We start from the raw sequence: 21,273 nt of genomic DNA, 5'->3' as shown, positions 1-21,273 counted from the left end.
GGAGGAAGAGATGGAAACTATCGCTAAACATCGCCACGCTCGTTCTTCTGCTCAGAAGGTTCGCCTTGTTGCTGACCTGATTCGCGGTAAGAAAGTGTCGCAAGCTCTGGAAACTCTGACCTACACCAACAAGAAAGCTGCTGGTCTGGTTAAGAAAGTGCTGGAGTCTGCCATTGCTAACGCAGAACACAACGATGGCGCTGACATCGATGATCTGAAAGTTACGAAAATCTTCGTAGACGAAGGCCCAAGCATGAAGCGCATTATGCCGCGTGCAAAAGGTCGTGCAGATCGCATCCTGAAGCGCACCAGCCACATTACTGTGGTTGTGTCCGATCGCTGAGACTCTGGAGACTAGCAATGGGTCAGAAAGTACATCCTAATGGTATTCGCCTGGGTATTGTCAAACCTTGGAACTCTACTTGGTATGCGAATACCAAAGAATTCGCTGACAACCTGGACAGCGACTTTAAAGTTCGTCAATTCCTGACTAAGGAACTGTCGAAAGCTTCCGTTTCTCGCATCGTTATCGAGCGTCCTGCGAAGAGCATCCGTGTGACCATTCACACTGCTCGCCCAGGCATCGTTATCGGCAAGAAAGGTGAAGACGTCGAAAAACTGCGCAAGGTCGTAGCGGACATCGCTGGCGTTCCTGCACAGATCAACATCGCCGAAGTCCGTAAACCGGAACTCGACGCTAAATTGGTTGCTGACAGCATCACTTCTCAGCTGGAACGTCGCGTTATGTTCCGTCGTGCTATGAAGCGTGCTGTACAGAACGCAATGCGTCTTGGCGCTAAAGGTATCAAAGTTGAAGTAAGCGGCCGTCTTGGCGGCGCTGAAATCGCACGTACCGAATGGTACCGCGAAGGTCGTGTTCCATTGCACACTCTGCGTGCGGACATCGACTACAACACATCTGAAGCGCACACCACTTATGGTGTAATCGGCGTTAAGGTATGGATCTTCAAAGGTGAGATCCTGGGTGGTATGGCTGCAGTTGAACAACCGGAACCGGCTGCTCAACCTAAAAAGCAGCAGCGTAAAGGCCGCAAGTAAGGAGAGTCGCTGATGTTACAACCAAAGCGTACAAAATTCCGTAAGGTGCACAAGGGCCGCAACCGTGGTCTGGCGCAAGGTACGGATGTTAGCTTCGGCACTTTCGGTCTGAAAGCTGTTGGCCGTGGCCGTCTGACTGCTCGTCAAATCGAAGCAGCTCGTCGTGCAATGACTCGTGCAGTTAAGCGTCAAGGCAAGATCTGGATCCGTGTATTCCCGGACAAACCGATCACCGAGAAGCCGCTGGAAGTGCGTATGGGTAAAGGTAAGGGTAACGTGGAGTATTGGGTTGCCCTGATCCAGCCTGGTAAGGTCCTGTACGAAATGGACGGCGTGCCAGAAGAGGTTGCCCGCGAGGCATTCAAACTGGCAGCAGCGAAACTGCCGATCAAAACCACCTTTGTAACTAAGACGGTGATGTAATGAAAGCACAAGAGCTGCGTGAAAAAAGCGTTGAAGAGCTGAATGCCGAGCTGCTCAACCTGCTGCGTGAGCAATTCAACTTGCGCATGCAGGCGGCCAGTGGCCAGCTGCAACAAACTCACCTGTTGAAACAAGTGCGTCGTGACGTCGCACGCGTTAAGACTTTACTGACTCAAAAGGCGGGTGTGTAAATGACTGAAGTTATCCGTACCCTGCAGGGTCGTGTTGTTAGCGACAAAATGGAGAAATCCATCGTTGTTGCTATCGAGCGTACTGTGAAGCACCCGATCTACGGGAAATTCATCAAACGTACGACCAAGCTGCACGTACATGACGAGAACAACGAATGTGGTACCGGCGACGTGGTAGAAATCCGCGAATGCCGCCCACTGTCCAAGACTAAGTCCTGGACGTTGGTTCGCGTTGTAGAGAAAGCGATTCTGTAATAGAGTAGCTGGCTCTCACTTAATAAACGGCTCAGAAAATGAGCCGTTTATTTTTTCTACCCATACCAAGTAAGCGGTGTTATAATGCTGCGCCCTCGGTTATGGGGCTTTTCAACGGCCTAATTTTTACTTGGGTCTTTAAAGTAGTAGTTGACATTAGCGGAGCACTAAAATGATCCAAGAACAGACTATGCTGAACGTCGCCGACAACTCCGGTGCACGTCGCGTAATGTGTATCAAGGTTCTAGGTGGCTCGCACCGTCGCTACGCAGGCGTCGGCGACATCATCAAAATTACCATCAAGGAAGCAATTCCTCGCGGTAAGGTGAAGAAAGGCGATGTTCTGAAGGCGGTAGTGGTGCGCACCAAGAAGGGTGTACGTCGCCCGGACGGTTCTGTCATTCGCTTCGATGGCAATGCATGCGTTATTTTGAACAATAACAGCGAGCAGCCTATCGGTACGCGTATTTTTGGGCCGGTAACTCGTGAACTGCGTAATGAGAAGTTCATGAAAATTATCTCTCTGGCACCAGAAGTACTCTAAGGAGCGAACATGGCAGCGAAGATCCGTCGTGATGACGAAGTTATCGTGATTACCGGGAAAGACAAAGGTAAGCGCGGTAAAGTAAAAAATGTCCTGTCTGCTGGCAAGGTCATTGTTGAAGGCATCAACCTGGTTAAGAAACACCAGAAGCCGGTTCCGGCTCTGAACCAACCAGGCGGCATTGTTGAAAAAGAAGCTGCAATTCAGGTTTCTAACATTGCTATCTTCAACGCGGCTACCGGCAAGGCTGACCGTGTAGGCTTTAGATTCGAAGAGGGCAAAAAAGTCCGTTTCTTCAAATCTAACAGCGAAACTATCAAGTAATTTGGAGTAATACGATGGCGAAACTGCATGATTACTACAAAGACGAGGTAGTCAAACAACTGATGTCTCAGTTTGATTACAACTCTGTCATGCAAGTCCCTCGGGTCGAGAAGATCACCCTGAACATGGGTGTTGGTGAAGCGATTGCTGACAAGAAACTGCTGGATAACGCCGCAGCGGACCTGGCAGCCATCTCCGGTCAAAAACCGTTGATCACCAAAGCCCGCAAATCTGTTGCAGGCTTCAAAATCCGTCAGGGCTATCCGATCGGCTGTAAAGTAACTCTGCGTGGCGAACGCATGTGGGAGTTCTTTGAGCGTCTGATCTCCATTGCTGTTCCACGTATCCGTGACTTCCGTGGCCTGTCCGCCAAGTCATTCGATGGCCGTGGCAACTACAGCATGGGCGTGCGTGAGCAAATCATCTTCCCAGAAATCGACTACGACAAAGTCGATCGCGTTCGTGGTTTGGATATTACCATTACCACTACTGCGAAATCTGATGATGAAGGCCGCGCGCTGCTGGCTGCTTTTAACTTCCCGTTCCGCAAGTAAGGCAGGGTTACTGATGGCTAAGCAATCAATGAAAGCACGCGAAGTCAAGCGCGTGAAATTAGCTGACAAGTTCTTTGCAAAACGCGTTGAACTGAAAGCTATTATCTCTGATGTGAACGCGTCCGATGAAGATCGTTGGGATGCCGTTCTCAAGCTGCAAACTCTGCCGCGTGATTCCAGCCCGTCTCGTCAGCGTAAACGCTGCCGCCAAACTGGCCGTCCACATGGTTATGTGGGCAAATTCGGGTTGAGCCGTATTAAGCTTCGTGAAGCCGCTATGCGCGGTGAAGTACCAGGCTTGAAAAAGGCTAGCTGGTAATTACCAATTGAATCACGGGAGTAAAGACAGATGAGCATGCAAGATCCGATCGCGGATATGCTGACCCGTATCCGTAACGGTCAAGCCGCGAACAAAGTTGCGGTCACCATGCCTTCCTCCAAGCTGAAAGTGGCAATTGCCAACGTGCTGAAGGAAGAAGGTTTTATTGAAGATTTCAAAATCGAAGGCGACGCCAAGCCTGTTCTGGAACTGGTACTGAAGTACTTCCAGGGCAAAGCTGTGGTAGAAAGCATTCAACGTATCAGCCGTCCAGGTCTGCGCATCTACAAGAAAAAAGATGAGCTGCCAAAAGTTATGGCCGGTTTGGGTATCGCTGTTGTTTCTACCTCTAAAGGTGTTATGACCGATCGTGCAGCTCGCCAGGCTGGTCTGGGTGGCGAGATTATCTGCTACGTAGCTTAATTCGGGAGGAAAGAATGTCTCGTGTTGCAAAAGCACCCGTCGTCATTCCTGCCGGCGTAGAGGTAAAACTCAACGGTCAGGTTATTTCGATTAAGGGTAAAAACGGCGAGTTGACTCGTACTATCCACGACGCCGTTGAAGTGAAGCAAGAAGCTAACGCACTGACTTTCGCTCCGCGCGAAGGTTTTGCTAACGCATGGGCTCAAGCGGGTACCACGCGCGCTCTGCTGAACGCAATGGTTGTTGGTGTTACCGAAGGCTTCACCAAAAAGCTTCAACTGGTAGGTGTTGGTTATCGTGCTGCCGTTAAAGGCAACGTGGTGAATTTGGCCCTGGGCTTCTCTCACCCTATCGATCACCAGCTGCCGGCAGGTATCACTGCTGAATGCCCAAGCCAAACTGAAATCGTGCTGAAAGGCGCTGATAAGCAGGTAATTGGCCAGGTAGCAGCAGATCTGCGCGCTTACCGTCGTCCTGAGCCTTACAAAGGCAAGGGTGTTCGTTACGCCGACGAAGTCGTGCGTACCAAAGAGGCTAAGAAGAAGTAAGGTAACACTATGGATAAGAAATCTGCTCGTATCCGTCGTGCGACCCGCGCACGCCGCAAGCTCCAAGAGCTGGGTGCAACCCGCCTGGTGGTACATCGTACCCCGCGTCACATTTACGCACAGGTGATTGCTCCAAACGGTTCTGAAGTACTGGTAGCCGCTTCTACTTTAGAAAAAGCTATCGCGGAGCAACTGAAGTATTCCGGTAACAAAGACGCAGCAGCAGCCGTAGGTAAAGCTCTGGCTGAGCGCGCGTTGGAAAAAGGGATTGCGAAAGTATCCTTTGACCGTTCCGGTTTCCAATATCATGGTCGAGTCCAGGCACTGGCAGATGCTGCCCGTGAAGCTGGCCTTCAGTTCTAAGGAAGAGGTTTAAGATGGCTCACATCGAAAAACAAGCTGGCGAACTGCAGGAAAAGCTGATCGCGGTAAACCGCGTATCTAAAACCGTAAAAGGTGGCCGTATTTTCAGCTTTACCGCACTGACTGTAGTTGGTGATGGTAACGGTCGCGTTGGTTTTGGCTACGGCAAAGCACGCGAAGTTCCAGCAGCGATCCAGAAAGCGATGGAAAAAGCCCGTCGCAACATGATGAACGTCGCGCTGAACAGCGGCACCCTGCAGCACCCTGTTAAGGGCGCTCACACGGGTTCTCGCGTGTTCATGCAGCCTGCTCATGAAGGTACCGGTATCATCGCGGGTGGTGCAATGCGCGCCGTTCTCGAAGTTGCTGGGGTGCACAACGTATTGGCTAAAGCTTATGGTTCCACCAACCCGATCAACGTGGTTCGTGCAACTATCGACGCTCTGGCGAATATGAAGTCTCCTGAAATGGTCGCTGCTAAGCGTGGTAAATCCGTTGCCGACATTCTGGGGTAATTGACCATGGCTAAGACTATTAAAGTTACACAAACTCGCAGCTCAATTGGCCGTCTGCCGAAGCATAAAGCTACTCTGCTCGGTCTGGGTCTGCGTCGTATTGGTCACACCGTAGAGCGCGAGGATACTCCTGCTGTTCGCGGTATGGTCAACCTGGTTTCCTACATGGTTAAAGTTGAGGAGTAACAGATGCGTTTAAATACTCTGTCTCCGGCTGAAGGTGCCAAGCATGCGCCTAAGCGTGTAGGTCGTGGTATTGGTTCTGGCCTGGGTAAAACCGGCGGCCGTGGTCACAAAGGTCAGAAGTCTCGTTCTGGCGGTGGCGTACGTCGTGGTTTCGAAGGTGGTCAGATGCCTCTGTACCGTCGTCTGCCGAAATTCGGCTTCACTTCACGCAAAGCGATGATCACGGCAGAAGTTCGTCTGTCTGAACTGGCTCTGGTTGAAGGCGATGTTATCGACCTGAACGCGCTGAAAGCCGCTAACGTAGTTGGTGTCCAGATCGAATTCGCGAAAGTTGTACTTTCTGGCGAAGTCGCTCGTCCGGTAACCCTGCGTGGTCTGCGTGTCACCAAAGGCGCTCGTGCTGCTATCGAGGCTGCTGGCGGTAAAATTGAGGAATAAGTAGCAGATGGCTAAGCAACCAGGATTAGATTTTCAAAGTGCTAAAGGCGGGCTCGGCGAGCTGAAGCGCAGACTTTTGTTTGTCATCGGCGCGCTGATTGTCTTCCGCATCGGCTCTTTCATTCCGATTCCTGGTATCGATGCCACTGTGCTTGCCAAATTGCTTGAGCAGCAGAGAGGCACTATCATTGAAATGTTTAACATGTTCTCTGGTGGTGCCCTCAGCCGTGCTTCTATCTTTGCTCTGGGGATCATGCCGTATATCTCGGCGTCGATCATTATCCAGCTGCTGACGGTGGTTCATCCAGCGTTGGCGGAAATCAAGAAAGAAGGGGAGGCTGGCCGTCGCAAGATTAGCCAGTACACCCGTTACGGTACGCTGGTATTGGCCATATTCCAGTCGATCGGTATTGCTACCGGTCTGCCGAATATGCCTGGTATGCAGGGCCTGGTGTTAAACCCAGGCTTTGCATTCTACTTTACTGCGGTTGTGAGCCTGGTAACTGGGACAATGTTCCTGATGTGGCTGGGTGAGCAGATTACTGAGCGCGGTATCGGCAACGGTATCTCGATCATTATCTTCGCGGGTATTGTAGCGGGGCTCCCGCCGGCAGTGGCCCATACTATTGAGCAAGCGCGGCAAGGCGACCTGCACTTCCTCCTGCTGCTGTTGGTTGCAGTATTGGTGTTTGCAGTAACCTTCTTCGTTGTTTTCATCGAGCGTGGTCAACGTCGTATCGTCGTTAACTATGCGAAGCGTCAACAAGGTCGTCGTGTTTATGCAGCACAGAGTACACACTTACCGTTGAAAGTGAACATGGCGGGTGTTATCCCGGCGATTTTCGCTTCCAGCATTATTCTGTTCCCGGCCACGATTGCATCATGGTTCGGGGGCGGTACCGGTTGGAACTGGCTGACTACGATTTCGCTGTATTTGCAGCCAGGGCAACCGCTTTATGTGTTACTCTATGCGTCTGCAATCATCTTCTTCTGTTTCTTCTACACGGCGTTGGTTTTCAACCCGCGTGAGACAGCAGATAACCTGAAGAAGTCCGGTGCCTTCGTACCAGGAATTCGTCCGGGAGAGCAAACGGCGAAGTATATCGATAAAGTAATGACGCGTTTAACCCTGGTGGGCGCGATGTACATTACTTTCATCTGCCTGATCCCGGAGTTCATGCGTGATGCAATGAAAGTACCATTCTACTTTGGTGGTACCTCGCTACTGATCGTGGTTGTCGTCATCATGGACTTTATGGCTCAAGTGCAAACTCTGATGATGTCAAGTCAGTACGAGTCTGCATTGAAGAAAGCAAATCTGAAAGGCTATAACCGCTAGTCAGATTCGTTTGAGAAGTTACGGAGAGTAAAAATGAAAGTTCGTGCTTCCGTCAAGAAATTATGTCGTAACTGCAAAATCGTTAAGCGTAACGGTGTCGTTCGTGTGATTTGCAGCGCCGAGCCGAAGCATAAACAGCGTCAAGGCTGATTATCTCGCATATTTTTCTTGCAAAGTTGGGTTGAGCTGGCTAGATTAGCCAGCCAATCTTTTGTATGTCGCACTGCAACATTATTTGAGTATCCTGAAAACGGGCTTTTCAGAATGGTGTTGCTGTATAAAATAGTAGGAGTGCATAGTGGCCCGTATAGCAGGCATTAACATTCCTGATCATAAACATACCGTTATCGCCTTAACGTCGATCTTCGGTATCGGTAAAACCCGTTCACAGGCTATCTGTGCATCTACGGGTATTGCTGAAAATGTTAAGATCAGTGAGCTGTCTGAAGAGCAAATCGAAAAGCTTCGTGATGCAGTTGCCAAATACACCGTTGAGGGTGATTTGCGTCGTGAAATTACCCTGAGCATCAAGCGTCTTATGGACCTTGGTTGCTATCGTGGTTTGCGTCATCGTCGTGGTCTGCCGGTACGCGGTCAGCGCACCAAGACCAACGCTCGTACCCGTAAGGGTCCGCGCAAGCCGATCAAGAAATAATCGGGGTTATTGAATAATGGCAAAGGCACCTGTTCGTACACGTAAGCGTGTAAGAAAGCAAGTCTCTGACGGCGTGGCTCATATCCATGCTTCTTTCAACAACACCATCGTTACCATCACTGATCGTCAGGGTAATGCTTTGGGTTGGGCAACAGCCGGTGGTTCCGGTTTCCGTGGTTCTCGTAAGTCCACTCCGTTCGCAGCACAGGTTGCCGCAGAACGTTGTGCTGACGCAGTGAAAGAATACGGTATCAAGAACCTGGAAGTTATGGTTAAAGGACCTGGTCCTGGTCGTGAGTCTACTATCCGCGCTCTGAACGCGGCTGGTTTCCGCATCACTAACATTACTGATGTGACTCCGATCCCTCATAACGGTTGTCGTCCGCCGAAAAAGCGCCGCGTGTAACGCAGCTTTTAGGATTGTTGGAGAAAGAAAATGGCAAGATATTTGGGTCCTAAGCTCAAGCTGAGCCGTCGTGAGGGCACAGACCTGTTCCTTAAGTCTGGCGTTCGCGCGATCGATTCCAAGTGTAAAATTGAACAAGCACCTGGTCAGCACGGTGCGCGTAAACCGCGTCTGTCTGATTACGGTGTTCAGTTGCGTGAGAAGCAGAAAGTTCGTCGTATGTACGGCATTCTGGAGCGTCAATTCCGCAACTATTACAAAGAAGCAACCCGCCTGAAGGGCAACACCGGTGAAAACCTGTTGCAGCTGCTGGAAGGTCGTCTGGACAACGTTGTTTACCGTATGGGCTTCGGCGCTACTCGTGCAGAGTCACGTCAGCTGGTTAGCCACAAAGCAGTTATGGTAAACGGTCGCGTTGTTAACATCGCTTCTTATCAGGTATCTCCGAATGACGTAGTCAGCATCCGCGAGAAAGCTAAAAAGCAGTCTCGTGTTAAAGCTTCTCTGGAGCTGGCTGAGCAGCGTGAAAAGCCGACTTGGCTGGAAGTTGATGCTGCTAAGATGGAAGGCGTGTTCAAGCGTATGCCTGAACGTACCGATCTGTCTGCGGACATTAACGAACACCTGATCGTCGAGCTTTACTCCAAGTAAAGCTTAGTACCAAAGAGAGGACACAATGCAGGGTTCTGTGACAGAGTTTCTAAAACCGCGCCTGGTAGATATCGAGCAAGTCAGTTCGACGCACGCCAAGGTGACCCTTGAGCCTTTAGAGCGTGGCTTTGGCCATACTCTTGGCAACGCACTGCGCCGTATTCTGCTTTCATCTATGCCGGGTTGCGCGGTGACCGAGGTTGAGATTGATGGTGTACTGCATGAGTACAGCACCAAAGAAGGCGTACAGGAAGATATCCTGGAGATCCTGCTCAACCTGAAAGGGCTGGCGGTGAGAGTTCAAGGCAAAGACGAAGTTATTCTTACCCTGAATAAATCTGGCATTGGCCCTGTGACCGCTGCCGACATCACCCATGATGGTGATGTCGAAATCGTCAAGCCTCAGCACGTGATTTGCCACCTGACTGATGAGAACGCGGCTATCAGCATGCGTATCAAAGTTCAGCGCGGTCGCGGTTATGTGCCGGCTTCTGCCCGAATTCATTCGGAAGAAGATGAGCGCCCAATCGGTCGTCTGTTGGTTGACGCCTGCTACAGCCCTGTAGAGCGTATCGCCTACAATGTTGAAGCTGCGCGTGTAGAACAGCGTACTGACTTGGATAAGCTGGTCATCGAGATGGAGACCAATGGCACGATCGATCCTGAAGAGGCGATCCGCCGTGCGGCCACCATTCTGGCTGAACAACTTGAAGCTTTCGTTGACCTGCGTGATGTACGTCAGCCGGAAGTTAAAGAAGAGAAACCAGAGTTCGATCCGATCTTGCTGCGCCCTGTTGACGATCTGGAATTGACTGTCCGCTCTGCTAACTGCCTCAAGGCAGAAGCTATCCACTACATCGGTGATCTGGTACAGCGTACCGAGGTTGAGTTGCTGAAAACGCCAAACCTGGGTAAAAAATCTCTTACCGAGATTAAAGACGTGCTGGCCTCACGTGGTCTGTCTCTGGGCATGCGCCTGGAAAACTGGCCGCCGGCAAGCATTGCTGACGAGTAACCGGATCACAGGTTAAGGTTTTACTGAGAAGGATAAGGTCATGCGCCATCGTAAGAGTGGTCGTCAACTGAACCGTAACAGCAGCCATCGCCAGGCTATGTTCCGTAACATGGCCGGCTCTTTGGTTCGTCATGAGATCATCAAGACGACCCTGCCAAAAGCAAAAGAGCTGCGTCGCGTTGTTGAGCCGCTGATTACTCTTGCCAAGACCGACAGCGTAGCTAATCGTCGTCTGGCATTCGCCCGTACTCGTGATAACGAGATCGTGGCAAAACTGTTTAACGAGCTGGGCCCGCGTTTCGCGAGCCGTGCCGGTGGTTACACTCGCATTCTGAAGTGTGGCTTCCGCGCAGGCGACAACGCGCCGATGGCATACATCGAGCTGGTTGATCGTGCTGAGTCTCAAGCAGAAGTGGCAACTGCAGAGTAATCTGTAGACGCGTAAAAAAACCGGGCTTGCCCGGTTTTTTTACGTCCAAATCCAGCCAAATGTGCGCAATTCCCCCTGCTGTGCTTAAGATCCCCGCCCCTATCCGCTATGCTAAGGCTTATTCATTAGGCTAACTGAGGCTGTCTGTCATGGGATTGCTCGATCAATGGGCGGAACGTCATATCCTTGATGCCCAGGATAAAGGCGAGTTCGACAACCTGCCCGGTCAGGGGCAGCCGCTGGCGCTGGAAGATGACAGTGCGGTGCCGCCCGAGCTACGCGCCGGTTACCGTTTGCTGAAAAATGCCGGTTACCTACCGCCGGCGCTGGAAGATCGCAAAGAGGCATTAACCGTTGCTCGCTTACTGCAAGAGATTAATAGCGAACATCCGGACTATGTCGATCTCAGCAAGCGCATGGCACTGCTGGAACATCGATTGTGCCAGGCTGGGATGAGCACGGATTTCTTGCATGGCGAATATCAGCACGCGCTGGACGGCAAATTCACCCGAGAGGAGAAGTCATGTTCAAGATAGGTCAGTTGGCCAAGCTCGCCGAAGTGACGCCGGATACCGTGCGTTACTATGAAAAGCAGGGCATGATGGATCACAATGTCCGCACCGAAGGCGGTTATCGCCTGTATACGGAGCAGGACCTGCAGCGGCTGCGTTTTATTCGCTATGCCAAACAGTTGGGCTTTACTCTGGAAACGATCGCCGAACTGCTGTCGATCCGGGTTGATCCTGAACACCATACCTGCCAGGAATCGAAGTCGATCGTCGATGCTCGCCTGAGCGAAGTTGAAAGCAAGTTGGCGGAGCTGACCCGCATGCGCGAATCGTTGAAACGCTTGAGTGACGCCTGCTGCGGCACCGCCCATACCAGCAACTATTGTTCTATTCTGGAAGCCCTGGAGCAGGGCGCCAGCGATGATAAAGGCAAAAAAGGTTGCTGACGGCACTTTAATTTTTATATTGCCGGCAGTATTATCGGCTCGTTTTATTACCCTACCTTTTACAGGAGCATTACCATGACGAAATATCGTCACACTAAAGGCCAGATTCAAGATAACGCCATTGAGGCGCTGCTGCATGACCCGCTATTCCGCCAACGAGTGGAAAAGAATGTGAAAGGCAAAGGCAGCTATCGGCGTAAAGAAAAACACAACAAAGGCGGTAACTGGGAGGCCAGTGGCAAACTATCAAACGATAATTTACCACTGGCCTTCTGGTTTTAAGGCATTAAAAAAGCCACCGATGAAGGTGGCTTTTTATTGGCGTAACCTAATGCTGTTTTACAGCTTTGGCTGCTGTTGCTGGCTCAGCAAATCACGGATTTCCGTCAGCAGTTTCTCTTCTGCGGTTGGTTCTGGCGGCGCTGCCGGCGCTTCTTCCTGCTTGCGGCGCATCTTGTTCATCAGTTTAATCGCCAGGAAGATAGCAAAGGCGACAATCACAAAGTCAAATACGGTCTGGATGAATGAACCATAGTTCATTACCACCGCCGGTACGGCGCCCTGAGCTTCACGTAACACCAGATGGAACTGTTTAAAATCGACGCCGCCAATCAGTAAGCCCAGCGGTGGCATGATGATATCGGCCACGAAGGACGAAACAATCTTGCCGAATGCAGCACCGATAATCACACCGACGGCCAGATCGACCACGTTGCCGCGCATGGCAAATTCGCGAAACTCTTTCAACATACTCATAGAACGCACCCCTTGCAGAATTAATAACTCAAGTTTAACAAAGCAATTTCCCTTTGCCACAAATGGCGAGAAGTTTTATCTCCTCCCCCAGGCAGAGAACAACTACGCAATTATAGACCATCGCCTAATAAATTCGTTCTACAAGAAGAACGGGCTCGGTTGGAACAAGCGTTCAACGTCCGGCACGAATTTCTTGTCGGTAATAAACATGATGACGTGATCACCCTGTTCGATTTTGCTGTTGCCGTTGGCGATGATCACGTCGTCGCCTCGCACGATAGCGCCGATGGTGGTACCCGGCGGCAGCTTGATGTCTTCGACGATGCGGCCGACCACTTTGGAGGTGCTTTCGTCTCCGTGGGCAATCGCTTCGATCGCTTCAGCTACGCCGCGGCGCAGCGACGAAACGCTGACGATATCCGCTTTGCGCACGTGTCCCAGCAGGGCGGAGATGGTTGCCTGCTGGGGAGAAATGGCGATATCGATCACGCTGCCTTGCACCAGATCGACATAGGCACGGCGCTGGATCAATACCATCACCTTCTTGGCGCCCATGCGCTTGGCCAGCATGGCCGACATGATGTTGGCCTCATCGTCGTTAGTGATGGCGATGAAGACGTCCACCTGCTCGACGTGCTCTTCGGCCAGCAGTTCCTGATCCGAAGCATCGCCGTAGAACACGATGGTATCGTGCAGCTGTTCGGCCAGTTCGGCGGCGCGTTGCTGATTGCGCTCGATCAGTTTGACGTTGTAGTCTTTTTCCAGCTTGGCGGCCAGGCCGGCGCCGACGTTGCCGCCGCCGACGATCATGATGCGCTTATAGGGTTTTTCCAGCCGTTGCAGTTCGCTCATCACCGCGCGGATGTGCTGTGAGGCGGCGACGAAGAACACTTCATCGCCGGCTTCGATAATGGTCGAGCCCTGCGGTCGGATCGGACGATCCTGGCGGAATATGGCGGCGACGCGGGTATCGATATGCGGCATGTGTTCGCGCATCGAAGAGAGCGCATTGCCGACCAGCGGGCCGCCGTAATAGGCTTTAACCGCGGCGATGCTGACCTTGCCTTCGGCGAAGTTGACCACCTGCAGGGCGCCAGGGTATTCGATCAGCTTGTAGATATAGTCGATGACCAGCTGCTCCGGCGAAATCAGATGGTCGATCGGCACCGCTTCCGGCAGGAACAGTTTCTCCGACTCGCGGATATATTCCGGCGCGCGGATGCGGGCGATGCGGTTAGGGGTATTAAACAGAGAATAGGCGATCTGGCAGGCGATCATGTTGGTTTCGTCGGAGTTGGTGACCGCGACCAGCATGTCGGCGTCTTCTGCGCCGGCTTCGCGCAGCACCCGAGGGTGGGAACCATGTCCCTGAACCACCCGCAAATCGAATTTATCCTGTAGTTGGCGCAAGCGGCCGGAATCGGTATCGACGACGGTGATATCGTTGTTTTCACCCACCAGGTTTTCCGCCAGCGTCCCGCCAACCTGACCGGCACCAAGAATAATTATTTTCATCGTGTTCTCTGCTTCACACTGAAAGACTTAGGGCGCGCACGTACGCCCTGAAGAATTACATTTTAATCAGCTTAGCGTAAAAGAAGCCATCGCCATCCTCGGGATGCGGGATATTCTGTCGCCCTGGCCGCTGTGCATCGCCGGTTTCAACCAGCTTGGCATCGGCGTGGCGCTGCAAGAACGCGGCAATCTGGCTGCTGTTTTCATCCGGCAGGATAGAGCAGGTTGCGTAAACCATCACGCCACCTGATTTCAGATGCGGCCAGACGGCTTCCAGGATTTCGGCCTGCAGTGCGGCGAGCTCGGCGATGTCGCGATCGCGGCGCAGCCATTTGATATCGGGGTGACGGCGGATCACGCCGGTGGCGGAGCAAGGTGCGTCCAGAAGGATACGGTCGAACTGCTTGTCGCCGCACCATTGTTGCGGAGTGCGGCCATCACCCAGTTTAACCTCCGCGTGCAAACGCAGGCGTTGCAGGTTTTCTTTCACCCGCGCCAGACGTTGCTCGTCGATATCGACGGCCATCACGTGCGCTTTCGGCGCCGCTTCCAGGATATGCGTGGTTTTACCGCCAGGTGCGGCGCACAAATCGAGGATCTGCTCGCCGTCTTGCGGATCCAACAGATCGACACAGCCCTGGGCCGAGGCATCTTGTACGGTGACCCAGCCTTCGGTGAACCCAGGCAGATCGGTCACGGCGCAAGGCGCCAGCAAACGCACCGCGTCTGCATAGTCTGCATGAGGCTCTGCGGCGATGCCGGCGTCGGTCAGCAGCTGCAGATAAGCTTCGCGGGTGTGGTGCAGGCGGTTGACGCGTAGCCACATCGGCGGCTTCTGGTTATTCGCGTCGACGATCTGTTCCCAGTTGGCGGGATAAGCCTGTTGAATGCGTTTTAGTAACCAGCTGGGATGCAGATAGCGGCTGTCATTATTGGCGGCGCGTTGCAGCAGCTCTTCCTGCTGGCGTTGAAATTGGCGCAAAACGCCGTTAATCAGGCCTTTTAACTGCGGGCGTTTCAGCGCTACCGCACCTTCCACGGTTTCCGCCAGCACGGCGTGCGCCGGGATGCGGGTATACAGCAGCTGGTACAAGCCGACCATCAACAAATAGTGCAGCGTGCGCTGCTTGCCGGTCAGCGGTTTGGCCATCAATTGTTGAATGCACCATTCGAGCTGCGGCAGCACGCGTAACGTCCCGAAGCACAGTTCCTGCAGCAACCCGCGATCTTTGTCGCTGATGGAGGTTTGCAGCGCCGGCAGGACAGTGCTGAGCGACTGCCCTTGGTCCAGCACCTGGCCGATGGCTTTGGCAGCGATGCTGCGGAGATTGTAATTATTTTTCATAGGCTAAAGCTGATAACGATCGGCATTAAGAAAATAACGGCCCGGCGATGAACGGCCGGGCAGTGGGGTGGCTTACAGCCGGTTGCCCGGGGTAAACCATTCACGACGTGAATTTAACAGGTCCTGCGCCGACATCGGTTTCTTACCGGCGGGCTGCAGCTGGATCAGATTGAGGATGCCGTCGGCGGTCGCCACCTGAATGCCGTGCTTGTCGGCATGGATAACGGTGCCCGGATCTGCATTGGCGCTTTCCGCCAGCACGCTGGCCTGCCACACTTTCACCGGTTGCTCGTCGATGATGAAGTAGCTGACAGGCCAAGGGTTGAAGGCGCGGATGCAGCGCTCCAACTGGGCGGCGGACAGGGTCCAGTCCAGGCGAGCTTCTTCTTTGCTCAGCTTCTCGGCGTAGGTGACCAGCGATTCGTCCTGTACCTCACGGGTGGCGCTGCCGTCGGCCATTTGGCGCAGCGTCGTCAACAGACCCTGCGGGCCGAGCTGAGCCAGCTTGTCGTAGAGGCTGGCGCTGGTGTCGCTGCTCTCAATCGGGCAGGCGATCTTGTGCATCATGTCGCCGGTATCGAGGCCGACATCCATCTGCATGATGGTCACGCCGGTTTCGCTGTCGCCGGCCCAGAGTGAACGCTGGATCGGCGCCGCGCCGCGCCAGCGAGGCAGCAGCGAACCGTGTACGTTGATGCAGCCCAGGCGCGGCATATCCAACACCGCTTGCGGCAGGATCAGCCCGTAAGCGACCACCACCATAACATCGGCGTTGAGATCGGCCACCAGGCGCTGGTTCTCTTCGGGGCGTAATGACTTGGGCTGGAATACCGGCAGTTGGTGTTGTTCGGCCAGCGCTTTGACCGGGCTTGGCGTCAGCTTGTTGCCGCGGCCTGCCGGGCGGTCGGGCTGGGTAAATACGCCGACAATCTGGTGCTCAGATGACAACAGCGCGTCAAGATGACGCGCTGCAAAGTCTGGTGTTCCGGCGAAAATAATCCGTAAAGAATCAGACACGTTGATTTCCTGATCGGTTAGGCGCGGGCTTGAAGCTTGGCCATTTTTTCCAGTTTCTGACGAATGCGCTGGCGCTTGAGCGGCGACAGGTAATCGACGAACAGCTTGCCCATCAGGTGATCCATCTCGTGCTGGATGCAGATCGCCAGCAGATCGTCCGCTTCCAGCTCGAAAGGTTTGCCTTCGCGATCCAGCGCGCGGATCTTCACCTGCGCGGCGCGCGGCACTAACGCACGCTGCTCTGGAATGGAAAGACAGCCTTCCTCGATGCCGGTTTCGCCGCTTTTTTCCAGCAGCTCCGGGTTGATCAGCACCAGGCGCTGATCGCGATTCTCGGAGACGTCGATCACGATAATGCGCTGATGGATATCCACCTGAGTCGCAGCCAGGCCAATGCCTTCCTCTGCGTACATGGTTTCAAACATATCATCCACGATGCGCTGGATATCTGCATTGACTTCTTTTACCGGCGCTGCGACTTTGCGCAGACGCTCGTCTGGGAAATGTAATACCTGCAAGACTGACATATATCTTTAGATCTGTATCCGAGTAATGAACGAGGTTTAACCTCTATTCTAGACATTTCCCGACCTGATTGACAGCATTGCGCACCAATTGCTCAGATTGGTAATACCACCGTTTTTGCTGAGGGAACAGACGATGCGGCTGGAAGAGATCGCTTTACGGATGCGGGGGGTTACGGGGCTACAGACCCCGACGGCCAGTCGGATCGTGCAGCAGTTATCGCAAATGGGGGGCGAACCCAATCGCGCGCTGCGTGAACTGGGATTGAACGAACGGCAGCGGGCACAGTTCAACCGGGCGGATCCCGGCTATCTTACGGCTACCTTGCATTGGTTGGAAAAGCCGGCGCACCGCATAGTGAACTATGGGGCGCTCGGTTATCCCGATCGCCTGGCCCAGATCGACGATGCGCCGCTGTTTTTGCTGATCGAGGGCGATCCGCAGGCGCTGTTGCAACCGCAGCTCGCCATGGTCGGCAGTCGGCAGTTCAGCCATTACGGCGAGCGATGGGCGAACCATTTCGCCGCTGAGTTGGCGCGCTGCGGTTTCGCCATCACCAGCGGTCTGGCGATTGGCATCGACGGGATTTGCCATCGCGCGGCGTTGGCGGCCGGCGGCTGTACTGTCGCGGTGTTGGGTAGCGGGCTGGCCAATATCTATCCGCGCCGGCACAGTCGGCTCGCGGAACAGATAGTCGAACAAGGCGGCGCCGTGGTTTCAGATCATTTAGTCACCGACTTGCCTCTGGCCGACCATTTTCCGCGCCGCAATCGTATTATCAGCGGGCTGAGTCTGGGCGTTCTGGTTATAGAAGCCTCGCTGCGCAGCGGTACCCTGGTAACTGCTCGCTATGCGTTGGAACAGGGGCGTGAGGTGTTCGCTCTGCCAGGGCCATTAGGGAACCCGATGAGCGAGGGCACGCATTGGCTCATCCAACAGGGCGCGCATCTGGTCACCGGGCCGAAAGATATCGCCGAATTGCTGGAAAGCGGTCTTCAATGGCTGCCGCTGAACGAAAATACAACTATTTGTGCGTCACAGGCTGAAGTTGAATTGCCATTTGCCGATGTGTTGGCTAACGTAGGAGATGAGGTGACACCTGTTGACGTCGTCGCTGAACGTGCCGGCCAACCTGTGCCAGTGGTGGTAATCAAGTTACTCGAGCTGGAGTTAGCAGGGTGGATCGCAGCTGTACCCGGCGGCTATGTCCGAATAAGGAGGGCAAGCCATGTTCGACGTACTCATGTACTTGTTTGAAACTTATATCCACAATGAACCAGAGATGCGCGTCGATCAGGATCAACTGACTGATGATCTCGCTCAGGCGGGGTTTCATCGGGATGATATCTACAACGCGTTGAATTGGCTTGAGAAGTTGGCTGACCTGCAAGAAGGTCAGAATGCCCCTTACTTTATGGATGCCGATCCGCTGGCGATGCGGATTTACACCGAAGAGGAAGGTGCGCGTTTGGACGCCGGCTGCCGTGGTTTTCTCCTGTTCCTGGAACAGATTCAGGTATTGAACCTCGAAACCCGTGAAATGGTTATCGACCGCGTTATGGCTTTGGATAATGCGGAATTCGATCTCGAAGATCTGAAATGGGTCGTGTTGATGGTGCTGTTTAATATCCCCGGATATGAAAGCGCCTATCAGCAAATGGAAGAACTGTTGTTTGAAGTGAACGAAGGTTATCTGCATTGAGCCGATAACGCGCATAGAAGACGTTATGACAAAAAACGCGATTTTTGCCGCCAGGCAAAATGAACCCTGTCCGGAATGCGGGGCCGAGCTGGTGATCCGTAGCGGTCGCCACGGCCCCTTCCTCGGTTGTTCCCAGTACCCTGAATGCCAATATATTCGGCCGCTGAAAGCACAGGCCGATGGGCATATCGTTAAGGTGTTGGATGGGCAACAGTGCCCGAAGTGTCAGGCGACGTTGGTGCTGCGCCAGGGGCGCTACGGCATGTTTATCGGTTGCAGCGATTATCCGCAGTGCGACCACACTGAAGTGATCGACAAGCCTGACGAAACCGCCATTACCTGTCCGCAGTGCGGGCAAGGCAAGCTGTTGCAGCGTAAGTCGCGCTACGGCAAGGTTTTTCATTCCTGCGATCGTTACCCGGAATGCCAGTTCGCCCTCAATGTTAAACCCGTCGCCGGTGAATGCGCCTACTGCCATTACCCGTTGCTGATGGAAAAGCGCACGGCAAAGGGCCCCGTCCTGTGCTGTGCCAGCAAGCTGTGCGGCAAACCCGTCGCGACTACAGAATAATCACATCATGAACTCAGAATTAAGCCCGAACCTTTTATCTATCATCGATGCTTTGCATCAACAGCAGGTTATTGCCTATCCCACCGAAGCGGTATTCGGCCTGGGTTGCGATCCCGACAGCGAACAGGCGGTCAATGCGCTGCTGGCGTTGAAACAGCGGCCGTGGGAAAAGGGGCTGATTCTGATCGCCGCCGACTATGCACAGCTTAAGCCATATATCGATGACAGTGTGCTCAGCGAACAGCAGCGCGCGACGATGTTTGCCAGCTGGCCAGGGCCGGTAACCTGGGTGTTGCCCGCTCGGCCGGAGACGCCACGTTTGCTGACCGGGCGTTTCAGCTCGCTGGCGGTGCGCGTCAGCGATCATCCGTTGGTGCAGCAGCTGTGTCGGCAGTACGGCAAGCCGCTCGTGTCGACCAGCGCCAATCTCAGCGGGCTGGAGCCGTGCCGCAGTGCGGATGAAGTCACGCGGCAATTCGGCGACGCTTTCCCGGTATTGGCCGGTGAGGTGGGCGGCCGTCTTAATCCTTCCGAGATCAGAGATGCACTGACCGGCGAACAGATCCGTCAGGGCTAGAGGTAATGGGCATGGAGAAGTTTGCGGTATTTGGCAACCCTATTGGCCACAGCAAGTCGCCGCGAATTCATGCGCTGTTTGCTGCTCAGACCGGCATTGAGCACCCTTATGGCGCGGTGTTGGCGCCGTTGGACGGTTTTGAAACCAGCCTGCGGGCGTTTATCCGTGCCGGAGGGCTGGGGGCGAACGTTACGGTGCCCTTCAAAGAGCGTGCTTACACGGCCGCCTCTGAACTGAGTGAGCGCGCGGCGATGGCCGGCGCGGTCAACACCCTGAAGGTATTGCCGAATGGCGAACTGCTGGGGGACAACACCGACGGCATCGGTTTGTTGACCGATCTGCAGCGCCAGCAATTGATTCGGCCGCAGGATCGCATTCTGCTGGTGGGCGCCGGCGGTGCGGCACGCGGCGTGATCCTGCCGCTGCTGTCTTTCGGCTGCCGACTCACCATCACCAATCGTACCTTCAGCCGGGCCCAGGAATTGGCCGACGCTTTCCGGCATCTGGGGGAGATCTCGGCGGCGCCGATGGATCAACTGGATCAGCAAGCGTTCGATCTGGTGATCAATGCGACGGCGTCCGGCATCAGCGGGGAGATCCCGGCGTTGCCTGCAGGCGTGGTGAACGCGCAAACCCGTTGCTATGACATGTTCTATCAGCAAGGCATTACGCCATTTCTGGCCTGGGCGCAGCTGCAGGGCGCAACGGAATACGCCGATGGGCTGGGTATGCTGGTGGGGCAGGCGGCGCATGCTTTCCTGCTGTGGCACGGCGTGATGCCAGAGATAGAACCGGTCTTGCGCCAGCTGCGCAGCGAGCTGGCGGCATAAATCCTACCCCGTTCTCTTTATAGGGAACGGGGCGCCCATCAGATATCTTCCGACAGGTATTCGTCTTTCCAGCGTACATAGTTGTTAGAAGAATAAAGCAATCCCTCCAACTCGGCGGCGGTCAGCGGCCGAACCTGGCGTGCCGGGCTACCCATATAAAGATAGCCGCTCGCCAGACGCTTGCCCGGCGCCACCAAACTGCCGGCGCCAATCATTACGTCGTCTTCTACGACTACACCGTCCAACAGGATCGATCCCATCCCGACCAGCACCCGGTTGCCGATGGCGCAGCCGTGCAGCATCGCTTTATGGCCCACGGTAACGTCTTCGCCAATTAACAGGGGATAACCATCGGGGTTATGTTCGGAGCGGTGAGTCACATGCAGCACGCTGCCATCCTGAATATTGCTGCGTGCGCCGATCTTTACCGCATTGACGTCGCCGCGGATAGCGACCAGCGGCCAGATGCTGACGTCATCCGCCAGATCGACGTCGCCGATCACGACGCTGGAAGGATCGATCAGCACGCGCTGACCGAGTTTGGGGGTGTATTGAAGATAAGAACGTACTGCATCGGACATAGTGCTGCCTCACGTCGGGATCATATTTACCGGCAATACTAGACTCTGGCGATGGAATTACAACCAACGGCAGCGCCGGATCCTGCGGAAAATGGCCCTGATCGCACAAGATCCACCCGGAAGGGCTGAAAAGTGTGCAAACAGAAAGAAAAGATCAAAAAAGGGGTTGTGCAAAAAACTCGGATCCCTATAATGCGCCTCCATCGACACGGCGCAAGTGATTCACTTCACACAGCGGCCGGGAAGAAAGAGAAAAAATCC

The 21,273-nt window shown here is 54.0% G+C and carries 36 protein-coding genes; 30 read left to right on the top strand and 6 right to left on the bottom strand.

Going from position 1 to position 21,273, the window contains the following annotated elements:
* Positions 1–10 precede the first annotated feature (10 nt).
* The 25 genes from rplV (at position 11) to ACRAWE_RS22075 (ending at position 11,875) form a co-directional block, all read left to right on the top strand.
* Positions 11–343, top strand: a complete 333-nt coding sequence (gene rplV / locus ACRAWE_RS22195) for a 50S ribosomal protein L22 (RefSeq protein WP_002223844.1) — start codon at positions 11–13, stop codon at positions 341–343.
* 17 nt (positions 344–360) lie between these two features.
* On the top strand, positions 361–1,059 hold the full coding sequence (gene rpsC / locus ACRAWE_RS22190; RefSeq protein ID WP_004929766.1) for a 30S ribosomal protein S3: 699 nt from the start codon (positions 361–363) through the stop codon (positions 1,057–1,059).
* A 12-nt stretch (positions 1,060–1,071) separates the two neighbouring features.
* A complete protein-coding gene (rplP, locus tag ACRAWE_RS22185) occupies positions 1,072–1,482 on the top strand; it encodes a 50S ribosomal protein L16 (protein WP_004929764.1) in 411 nt (136 codons plus the stop codon).
* The gene (rpmC, locus tag ACRAWE_RS22180; protein WP_004929762.1) at positions 1,482–1,673 is read left to right on the top strand and encodes a 50S ribosomal protein L29; all 192 of its coding nucleotides are present in this window, start codon (positions 1,482–1,484) and stop codon (positions 1,671–1,673) included. The genes rplP and rpmC overlap by 1 nt, the downstream gene beginning before the upstream one ends.
* Positions 1,674–1,928, top strand: a complete 255-nt coding sequence (gene rpsQ / locus ACRAWE_RS22175) for a 30S ribosomal protein S17 (RefSeq protein WP_004929760.1) — start codon at positions 1,674–1,676, stop codon at positions 1,926–1,928.
* A gap of 172 nt (positions 1,929–2,100) precedes the next feature.
* Positions 2,101–2,472, top strand: a complete 372-nt coding sequence (gene rplN, locus ACRAWE_RS22170; RefSeq protein WP_000613954.1) for a 50S ribosomal protein L14 — start codon at positions 2,101–2,103, stop codon at positions 2,470–2,472.
* Positions 2,473–2,481: 9 nt separating this feature from the next.
* Entirely contained in the window at positions 2,482–2,796 is a 315-nt protein-coding gene (gene rplX / locus ACRAWE_RS22165; protein WP_019456185.1) for a 50S ribosomal protein L24, read from the top strand.
* A 14-nt stretch (positions 2,797–2,810) separates the two neighbouring features.
* Entirely contained in the window at positions 2,811–3,350 is a 540-nt protein-coding gene (gene rplE, locus ACRAWE_RS22160; protein WP_004929756.1) for a 50S ribosomal protein L5, read from the top strand.
* Positions 3,351–3,363: 13 nt separating this feature from the next.
* Positions 3,364–3,669, top strand: a complete 306-nt coding sequence (gene rpsN / locus ACRAWE_RS22155) for a 30S ribosomal protein S14 (protein ID WP_019456186.1) — start codon at positions 3,364–3,366, stop codon at positions 3,667–3,669.
* Positions 3,670–3,699: 30 nt separating this feature from the next.
* Complete coding sequence (rpsH, locus tag ACRAWE_RS22150) at positions 3,700–4,092, top strand: 30S ribosomal protein S8 (protein ID WP_004929753.1); 393 nt, start codon at positions 3,700–3,702, stop codon at positions 4,090–4,092.
* A gap of 14 nt (positions 4,093–4,106) precedes the next feature.
* Positions 4,107–4,640: a 50S ribosomal protein L6 gene (gene rplF / locus ACRAWE_RS22145; protein ID WP_004929751.1), complete on the top strand. Its 534-nt coding sequence runs from the start codon at positions 4,107–4,109 to the stop codon at positions 4,638–4,640.
* A 9-nt stretch (positions 4,641–4,649) separates the two neighbouring features.
* Complete coding sequence (rplR, locus tag ACRAWE_RS22140) at positions 4,650–5,003, top strand: 50S ribosomal protein L18 (protein ID WP_004929748.1); 354 nt, start codon at positions 4,650–4,652, stop codon at positions 5,001–5,003.
* 14 nt (positions 5,004–5,017) lie between these two features.
* Positions 5,018–5,518, top strand: coding sequence for a 30S ribosomal protein S5 (gene rpsE / locus ACRAWE_RS22135; RefSeq protein WP_004929747.1), 501 nt, complete (start codon positions 5,018–5,020; stop codon positions 5,516–5,518).
* Between the two features lie 6 nt (positions 5,519–5,524).
* The gene (rpmD, locus tag ACRAWE_RS22130; protein WP_048232028.1) at positions 5,525–5,704 is read left to right on the top strand and encodes a 50S ribosomal protein L30; all 180 of its coding nucleotides are present in this window, start codon (positions 5,525–5,527) and stop codon (positions 5,702–5,704) included.
* A gap of 3 nt (positions 5,705–5,707) precedes the next feature.
* Positions 5,708–6,142 carry a 50S ribosomal protein L15 gene (rplO, locus tag ACRAWE_RS22125; RefSeq protein WP_004929742.1) on the top strand — a complete coding sequence of 145 codons (435 nt, stop codon included), beginning with the start codon at positions 5,708–5,710 and terminating at the stop codon, positions 6,140–6,142.
* A 7-nt stretch (positions 6,143–6,149) separates the two neighbouring features.
* Entirely contained in the window at positions 6,150–7,481 is a 1,332-nt protein-coding gene (secY, locus tag ACRAWE_RS22120; RefSeq protein ID WP_004929740.1) for a preprotein translocase subunit SecY, read from the top strand.
* A 33-nt stretch (positions 7,482–7,514) separates the two neighbouring features.
* Entirely contained in the window at positions 7,515–7,631 is a 117-nt protein-coding gene (gene rpmJ / locus ACRAWE_RS22115; RefSeq protein ID WP_002227352.1) for a 50S ribosomal protein L36, read from the top strand.
* A gap of 148 nt (positions 7,632–7,779) precedes the next feature.
* Entirely contained in the window at positions 7,780–8,136 is a 357-nt protein-coding gene (gene rpsM / locus ACRAWE_RS22110; RefSeq protein WP_004929734.1) for a 30S ribosomal protein S13, read from the top strand.
* 16 nt (positions 8,137–8,152) lie between these two features.
* A complete protein-coding gene (gene rpsK, locus ACRAWE_RS22105) occupies positions 8,153–8,542 on the top strand; it encodes a 30S ribosomal protein S11 (RefSeq protein ID WP_004929731.1) in 390 nt (129 codons plus the stop codon).
* A 30-nt stretch (positions 8,543–8,572) separates the two neighbouring features.
* Complete coding sequence (gene rpsD, locus ACRAWE_RS22100) at positions 8,573–9,193, top strand: 30S ribosomal protein S4 (protein ID WP_004929729.1); 621 nt, start codon at positions 8,573–8,575, stop codon at positions 9,191–9,193.
* A 25-nt stretch (positions 9,194–9,218) separates the two neighbouring features.
* A complete protein-coding gene (locus ACRAWE_RS22095; protein WP_002919219.1) occupies positions 9,219–10,208 on the top strand; it encodes a DNA-directed RNA polymerase subunit alpha in 990 nt (329 codons plus the stop codon).
* Between the two features lie 40 nt (positions 10,209–10,248).
* Positions 10,249–10,638, top strand: coding sequence for a 50S ribosomal protein L17 (gene rplQ / locus ACRAWE_RS22090; RefSeq protein WP_004929726.1), 390 nt, complete (start codon positions 10,249–10,251; stop codon positions 10,636–10,638).
* Between the two features lie 149 nt (positions 10,639–10,787).
* Positions 10,788–11,174, top strand: coding sequence for a DUF1992 domain-containing protein (locus tag ACRAWE_RS22085; RefSeq protein ID WP_432525895.1), 387 nt, complete (start codon positions 10,788–10,790; stop codon positions 11,172–11,174).
* Positions 11,162–11,593: a Zn(2+)-responsive transcriptional regulator gene (zntR, locus tag ACRAWE_RS22080; RefSeq protein ID WP_016930321.1), complete on the top strand. Its 432-nt coding sequence runs from the start codon at positions 11,162–11,164 to the stop codon at positions 11,591–11,593. The genes ACRAWE_RS22085 and zntR overlap by 13 nt, the downstream gene beginning before the upstream one ends.
* A 75-nt stretch (positions 11,594–11,668) precedes the next feature.
* Positions 11,669–11,875 (top strand): alternative ribosome-rescue factor A, encoded by a 207-nt coding sequence (locus ACRAWE_RS22075; RefSeq protein WP_004929720.1) that lies wholly within the window; start codon positions 11,669–11,671, stop codon positions 11,873–11,875.
* Positions 11,876–11,932: 57 nt separating this feature from the next.
* Here ACRAWE_RS22075 and mscL read toward each other — a convergent pair whose 3' ends face one another.
* The 5 genes from mscL to def all read right to left on the bottom strand — a co-directional run bounded on the left by mscL (position 11,933) and on the right by def (position 16,753).
* A complete protein-coding gene (mscL, locus tag ACRAWE_RS22070; protein ID WP_015379263.1) occupies positions 11,933–12,349 on the bottom strand; it encodes a large-conductance mechanosensitive channel protein MscL in 417 nt (138 codons plus the stop codon).
* 138 nt (positions 12,350–12,487) lie between these two features.
* The gene (gene trkA / locus ACRAWE_RS22065) at positions 12,488–13,864 is read right to left on the bottom strand and encodes a Trk system potassium transporter TrkA (RefSeq protein ID WP_004929716.1); all 1,377 of its coding nucleotides are present in this window, start codon (positions 13,862–13,864) and stop codon (positions 12,488–12,490) included.
* Between the two features lie 55 nt (positions 13,865–13,919).
* Positions 13,920–15,209 carry a 16S rRNA (cytosine(967)-C(5))-methyltransferase RsmB gene (gene rsmB / locus ACRAWE_RS22060; protein ID WP_063918413.1) on the bottom strand — a complete coding sequence of 430 codons (1,290 nt, stop codon included), beginning with the start codon at positions 15,207–15,209 and terminating at the stop codon, positions 13,920–13,922.
* Positions 15,210–15,281: 72 nt separating this feature from the next.
* On the bottom strand, positions 15,282–16,226 hold the full coding sequence (gene fmt, locus ACRAWE_RS22055; RefSeq protein ID WP_432525894.1) for a methionyl-tRNA formyltransferase: 945 nt from the start codon (positions 16,224–16,226) through the stop codon (positions 15,282–15,284).
* A 17-nt stretch (positions 16,227–16,243) separates the two neighbouring features.
* Positions 16,244–16,753: a peptide deformylase gene (def, locus tag ACRAWE_RS22050; protein ID WP_015379260.1), complete on the bottom strand. Its 510-nt coding sequence runs from the start codon at positions 16,751–16,753 to the stop codon at positions 16,244–16,246.
* Positions 16,754–16,886: 133 nt separating this feature from the next.
* Between def and dprA the strand changes: the two genes are divergently transcribed.
* From dprA to aroE, 5 genes are read left to right on the top strand one after another with little or no spacing between them, the layout of a single operon-like run.
* Positions 16,887–18,008 carry a DNA-protecting protein DprA gene (gene dprA, locus ACRAWE_RS22045; protein WP_432525893.1) on the top strand — a complete coding sequence of 374 codons (1,122 nt, stop codon included), beginning with the start codon at positions 16,887–16,889 and terminating at the stop codon, positions 18,006–18,008.
* Positions 17,980–18,453 carry a DUF494 family protein Smg gene (smg, locus tag ACRAWE_RS22040; RefSeq protein WP_025160381.1) on the top strand — a complete coding sequence of 158 codons (474 nt, stop codon included), beginning with the start codon at positions 17,980–17,982 and terminating at the stop codon, positions 18,451–18,453. Before dprA ends, smg begins: the two co-directional genes overlap by 29 nt.
* 25 nt (positions 18,454–18,478) lie before the next feature.
* On the top strand, positions 18,479–19,024 hold the full coding sequence (locus tag ACRAWE_RS22035; protein ID WP_019456195.1) for a DNA topoisomerase family protein: 546 nt from the start codon (positions 18,479–18,481) through the stop codon (positions 19,022–19,024).
* Positions 19,025–19,031: 7 nt separating this feature from the next.
* Positions 19,032–19,601: an L-threonylcarbamoyladenylate synthase type 1 TsaC gene (tsaC, locus tag ACRAWE_RS22030; protein ID WP_432525892.1), complete on the top strand. Its 570-nt coding sequence runs from the start codon at positions 19,032–19,034 to the stop codon at positions 19,599–19,601.
* Positions 19,602–19,612: 11 nt separating this feature from the next.
* Complete coding sequence (gene aroE / locus ACRAWE_RS22025; RefSeq protein WP_432525891.1) at positions 19,613–20,431, top strand: shikimate dehydrogenase; 819 nt, start codon at positions 19,613–19,615, stop codon at positions 20,429–20,431.
* 38 nt (positions 20,432–20,469) lie between these two features.
* On the opposite strand, the gene ACRAWE_RS22020 is transcribed toward aroE, so the two are convergent.
* Positions 20,470–21,012, bottom strand: coding sequence for a gamma carbonic anhydrase family protein (locus ACRAWE_RS22020; RefSeq protein ID WP_004929699.1), 543 nt, complete (start codon positions 21,010–21,012; stop codon positions 20,470–20,472).
* Positions 21,013–21,273 lie beyond the last annotated feature (261 nt).

The organism is Serratia sp. BFP-2025, from assembly GCF_050880365.1.
In the GTDB taxonomy this organism is placed as follows: Bacteria; Pseudomonadota; Gammaproteobacteria; order Enterobacterales; family Enterobacteriaceae; genus Serratia; species Serratia surfactantfaciens.
The sequence above is the reverse complement of the archived record's forward strand: the minus strand, read 5'-3'. Positions and strand labels throughout refer to the sequence as shown.

Coding starts and splice junctions, on each gene's coding strand:
- rpsC (WP_004929766.1), top strand. CDS start 361: ATGGGTCAGAAAGTACATCCTAATGGTATTCGCCTGGGTATTGTCAAA.
- rplV (WP_002223844.1), top strand. CDS start 11: ATGGAAACTATCGCTAAACATCGCCACGCTCGTTCTTCTGCTCAGAAG.
- ACRAWE_RS22035 (WP_019456195.1), top strand. CDS start 18,479: ATGACAAAAAACGCGATTTTTGCCGCCAGGCAAAATGAACCCTGTCCG.
- rplP (WP_004929764.1), top strand. CDS start 1,072: ATGTTACAACCAAAGCGTACAAAATTCCGTAAGGTGCACAAGGGCCGC.
- rpsN (WP_019456186.1), top strand. CDS start 3,364: ATGGCTAAGCAATCAATGAAAGCACGCGAAGTCAAGCGCGTGAAATTA.
- rpsQ (WP_004929760.1), top strand. CDS start 1,674: ATGACTGAAGTTATCCGTACCCTGCAGGGTCGTGTTGTTAGCGACAAA.
- tsaC (WP_432525892.1), top strand. CDS start 19,032: ATGAACTCAGAATTAAGCCCGAACCTTTTATCTATCATCGATGCTTTG.
- rpsE (WP_004929747.1), top strand. CDS start 5,018: ATGGCTCACATCGAAAAACAAGCTGGCGAACTGCAGGAAAAGCTGATC.
- ACRAWE_RS22095 (WP_002919219.1), top strand. CDS start 9,219: ATGCAGGGTTCTGTGACAGAGTTTCTAAAACCGCGCCTGGTAGATATC.
- trkA (WP_004929716.1), bottom strand. CDS start 13,864: ATGAAAATAATTATTCTTGGTGCCGGTCAGGTTGGCGGGACGCTGGCG.
- rpmD (WP_048232028.1), top strand. CDS start 5,525: ATGGCTAAGACTATTAAAGTTACACAAACTCGCAGCTCAATTGGCCGT.
- rpmJ (WP_002227352.1), top strand. CDS start 7,515: ATGAAAGTTCGTGCTTCCGTCAAGAAATTATGTCGTAACTGCAAAATC.
- ACRAWE_RS22075 (WP_004929720.1), top strand. CDS start 11,669: ATGACGAAATATCGTCACACTAAAGGCCAGATTCAAGATAACGCCATT.
- rpsK (WP_004929731.1), top strand. CDS start 8,153: ATGGCAAAGGCACCTGTTCGTACACGTAAGCGTGTAAGAAAGCAAGTC.
- ACRAWE_RS22020 (WP_004929699.1), bottom strand. CDS start 21,012: ATGTCCGATGCAGTACGTTCTTATCTTCAATACACCCCCAAACTCGGT.
- rpsD (WP_004929729.1), top strand. CDS start 8,573: ATGGCAAGATATTTGGGTCCTAAGCTCAAGCTGAGCCGTCGTGAGGGC.
- ACRAWE_RS22085 (WP_432525895.1), top strand. CDS start 10,788: ATGGGATTGCTCGATCAATGGGCGGAACGTCATATCCTTGATGCCCAG.
- dprA (WP_432525893.1), top strand. CDS start 16,887: ATGCGGCTGGAAGAGATCGCTTTACGGATGCGGGGGGTTACGGGGCTA.
- rpsH (WP_004929753.1), top strand. CDS start 3,700: ATGAGCATGCAAGATCCGATCGCGGATATGCTGACCCGTATCCGTAAC.
- rpmC (WP_004929762.1), top strand. CDS start 1,482: ATGAAAGCACAAGAGCTGCGTGAAAAAAGCGTTGAAGAGCTGAATGCC.
- smg (WP_025160381.1), top strand. CDS start 17,980: ATGTTCGACGTACTCATGTACTTGTTTGAAACTTATATCCACAATGAA.
- def (WP_015379260.1), bottom strand. CDS start 16,753: ATGTCAGTCTTGCAGGTATTACATTTCCCAGACGAGCGTCTGCGCAAA.
- rplN (WP_000613954.1), top strand. CDS start 2,101: ATGATCCAAGAACAGACTATGCTGAACGTCGCCGACAACTCCGGTGCA.
- rplX (WP_019456185.1), top strand. CDS start 2,482: ATGGCAGCGAAGATCCGTCGTGATGACGAAGTTATCGTGATTACCGGG.
- rplQ (WP_004929726.1), top strand. CDS start 10,249: ATGCGCCATCGTAAGAGTGGTCGTCAACTGAACCGTAACAGCAGCCAT.
- zntR (WP_016930321.1), top strand. CDS start 11,162: ATGTTCAAGATAGGTCAGTTGGCCAAGCTCGCCGAAGTGACGCCGGAT.
- secY (WP_004929740.1), top strand. CDS start 6,150: ATGGCTAAGCAACCAGGATTAGATTTTCAAAGTGCTAAAGGCGGGCTC.
- rplF (WP_004929751.1), top strand. CDS start 4,107: ATGTCTCGTGTTGCAAAAGCACCCGTCGTCATTCCTGCCGGCGTAGAG.
- rplE (WP_004929756.1), top strand. CDS start 2,811: ATGGCGAAACTGCATGATTACTACAAAGACGAGGTAGTCAAACAACTG.
- rplR (WP_004929748.1), top strand. CDS start 4,650: ATGGATAAGAAATCTGCTCGTATCCGTCGTGCGACCCGCGCACGCCGC.
- rplO (WP_004929742.1), top strand. CDS start 5,708: ATGCGTTTAAATACTCTGTCTCCGGCTGAAGGTGCCAAGCATGCGCCT.
- aroE (WP_432525891.1), top strand. CDS start 19,613: ATGGAGAAGTTTGCGGTATTTGGCAACCCTATTGGCCACAGCAAGTCG.
- mscL (WP_015379263.1), bottom strand. CDS start 12,349: ATGAGTATGTTGAAAGAGTTTCGCGAATTTGCCATGCGCGGCAACGTG.
- rsmB (WP_063918413.1), bottom strand. CDS start 15,209: ATGAAAAATAATTACAATCTCCGCAGCATCGCTGCCAAAGCCATCGGC.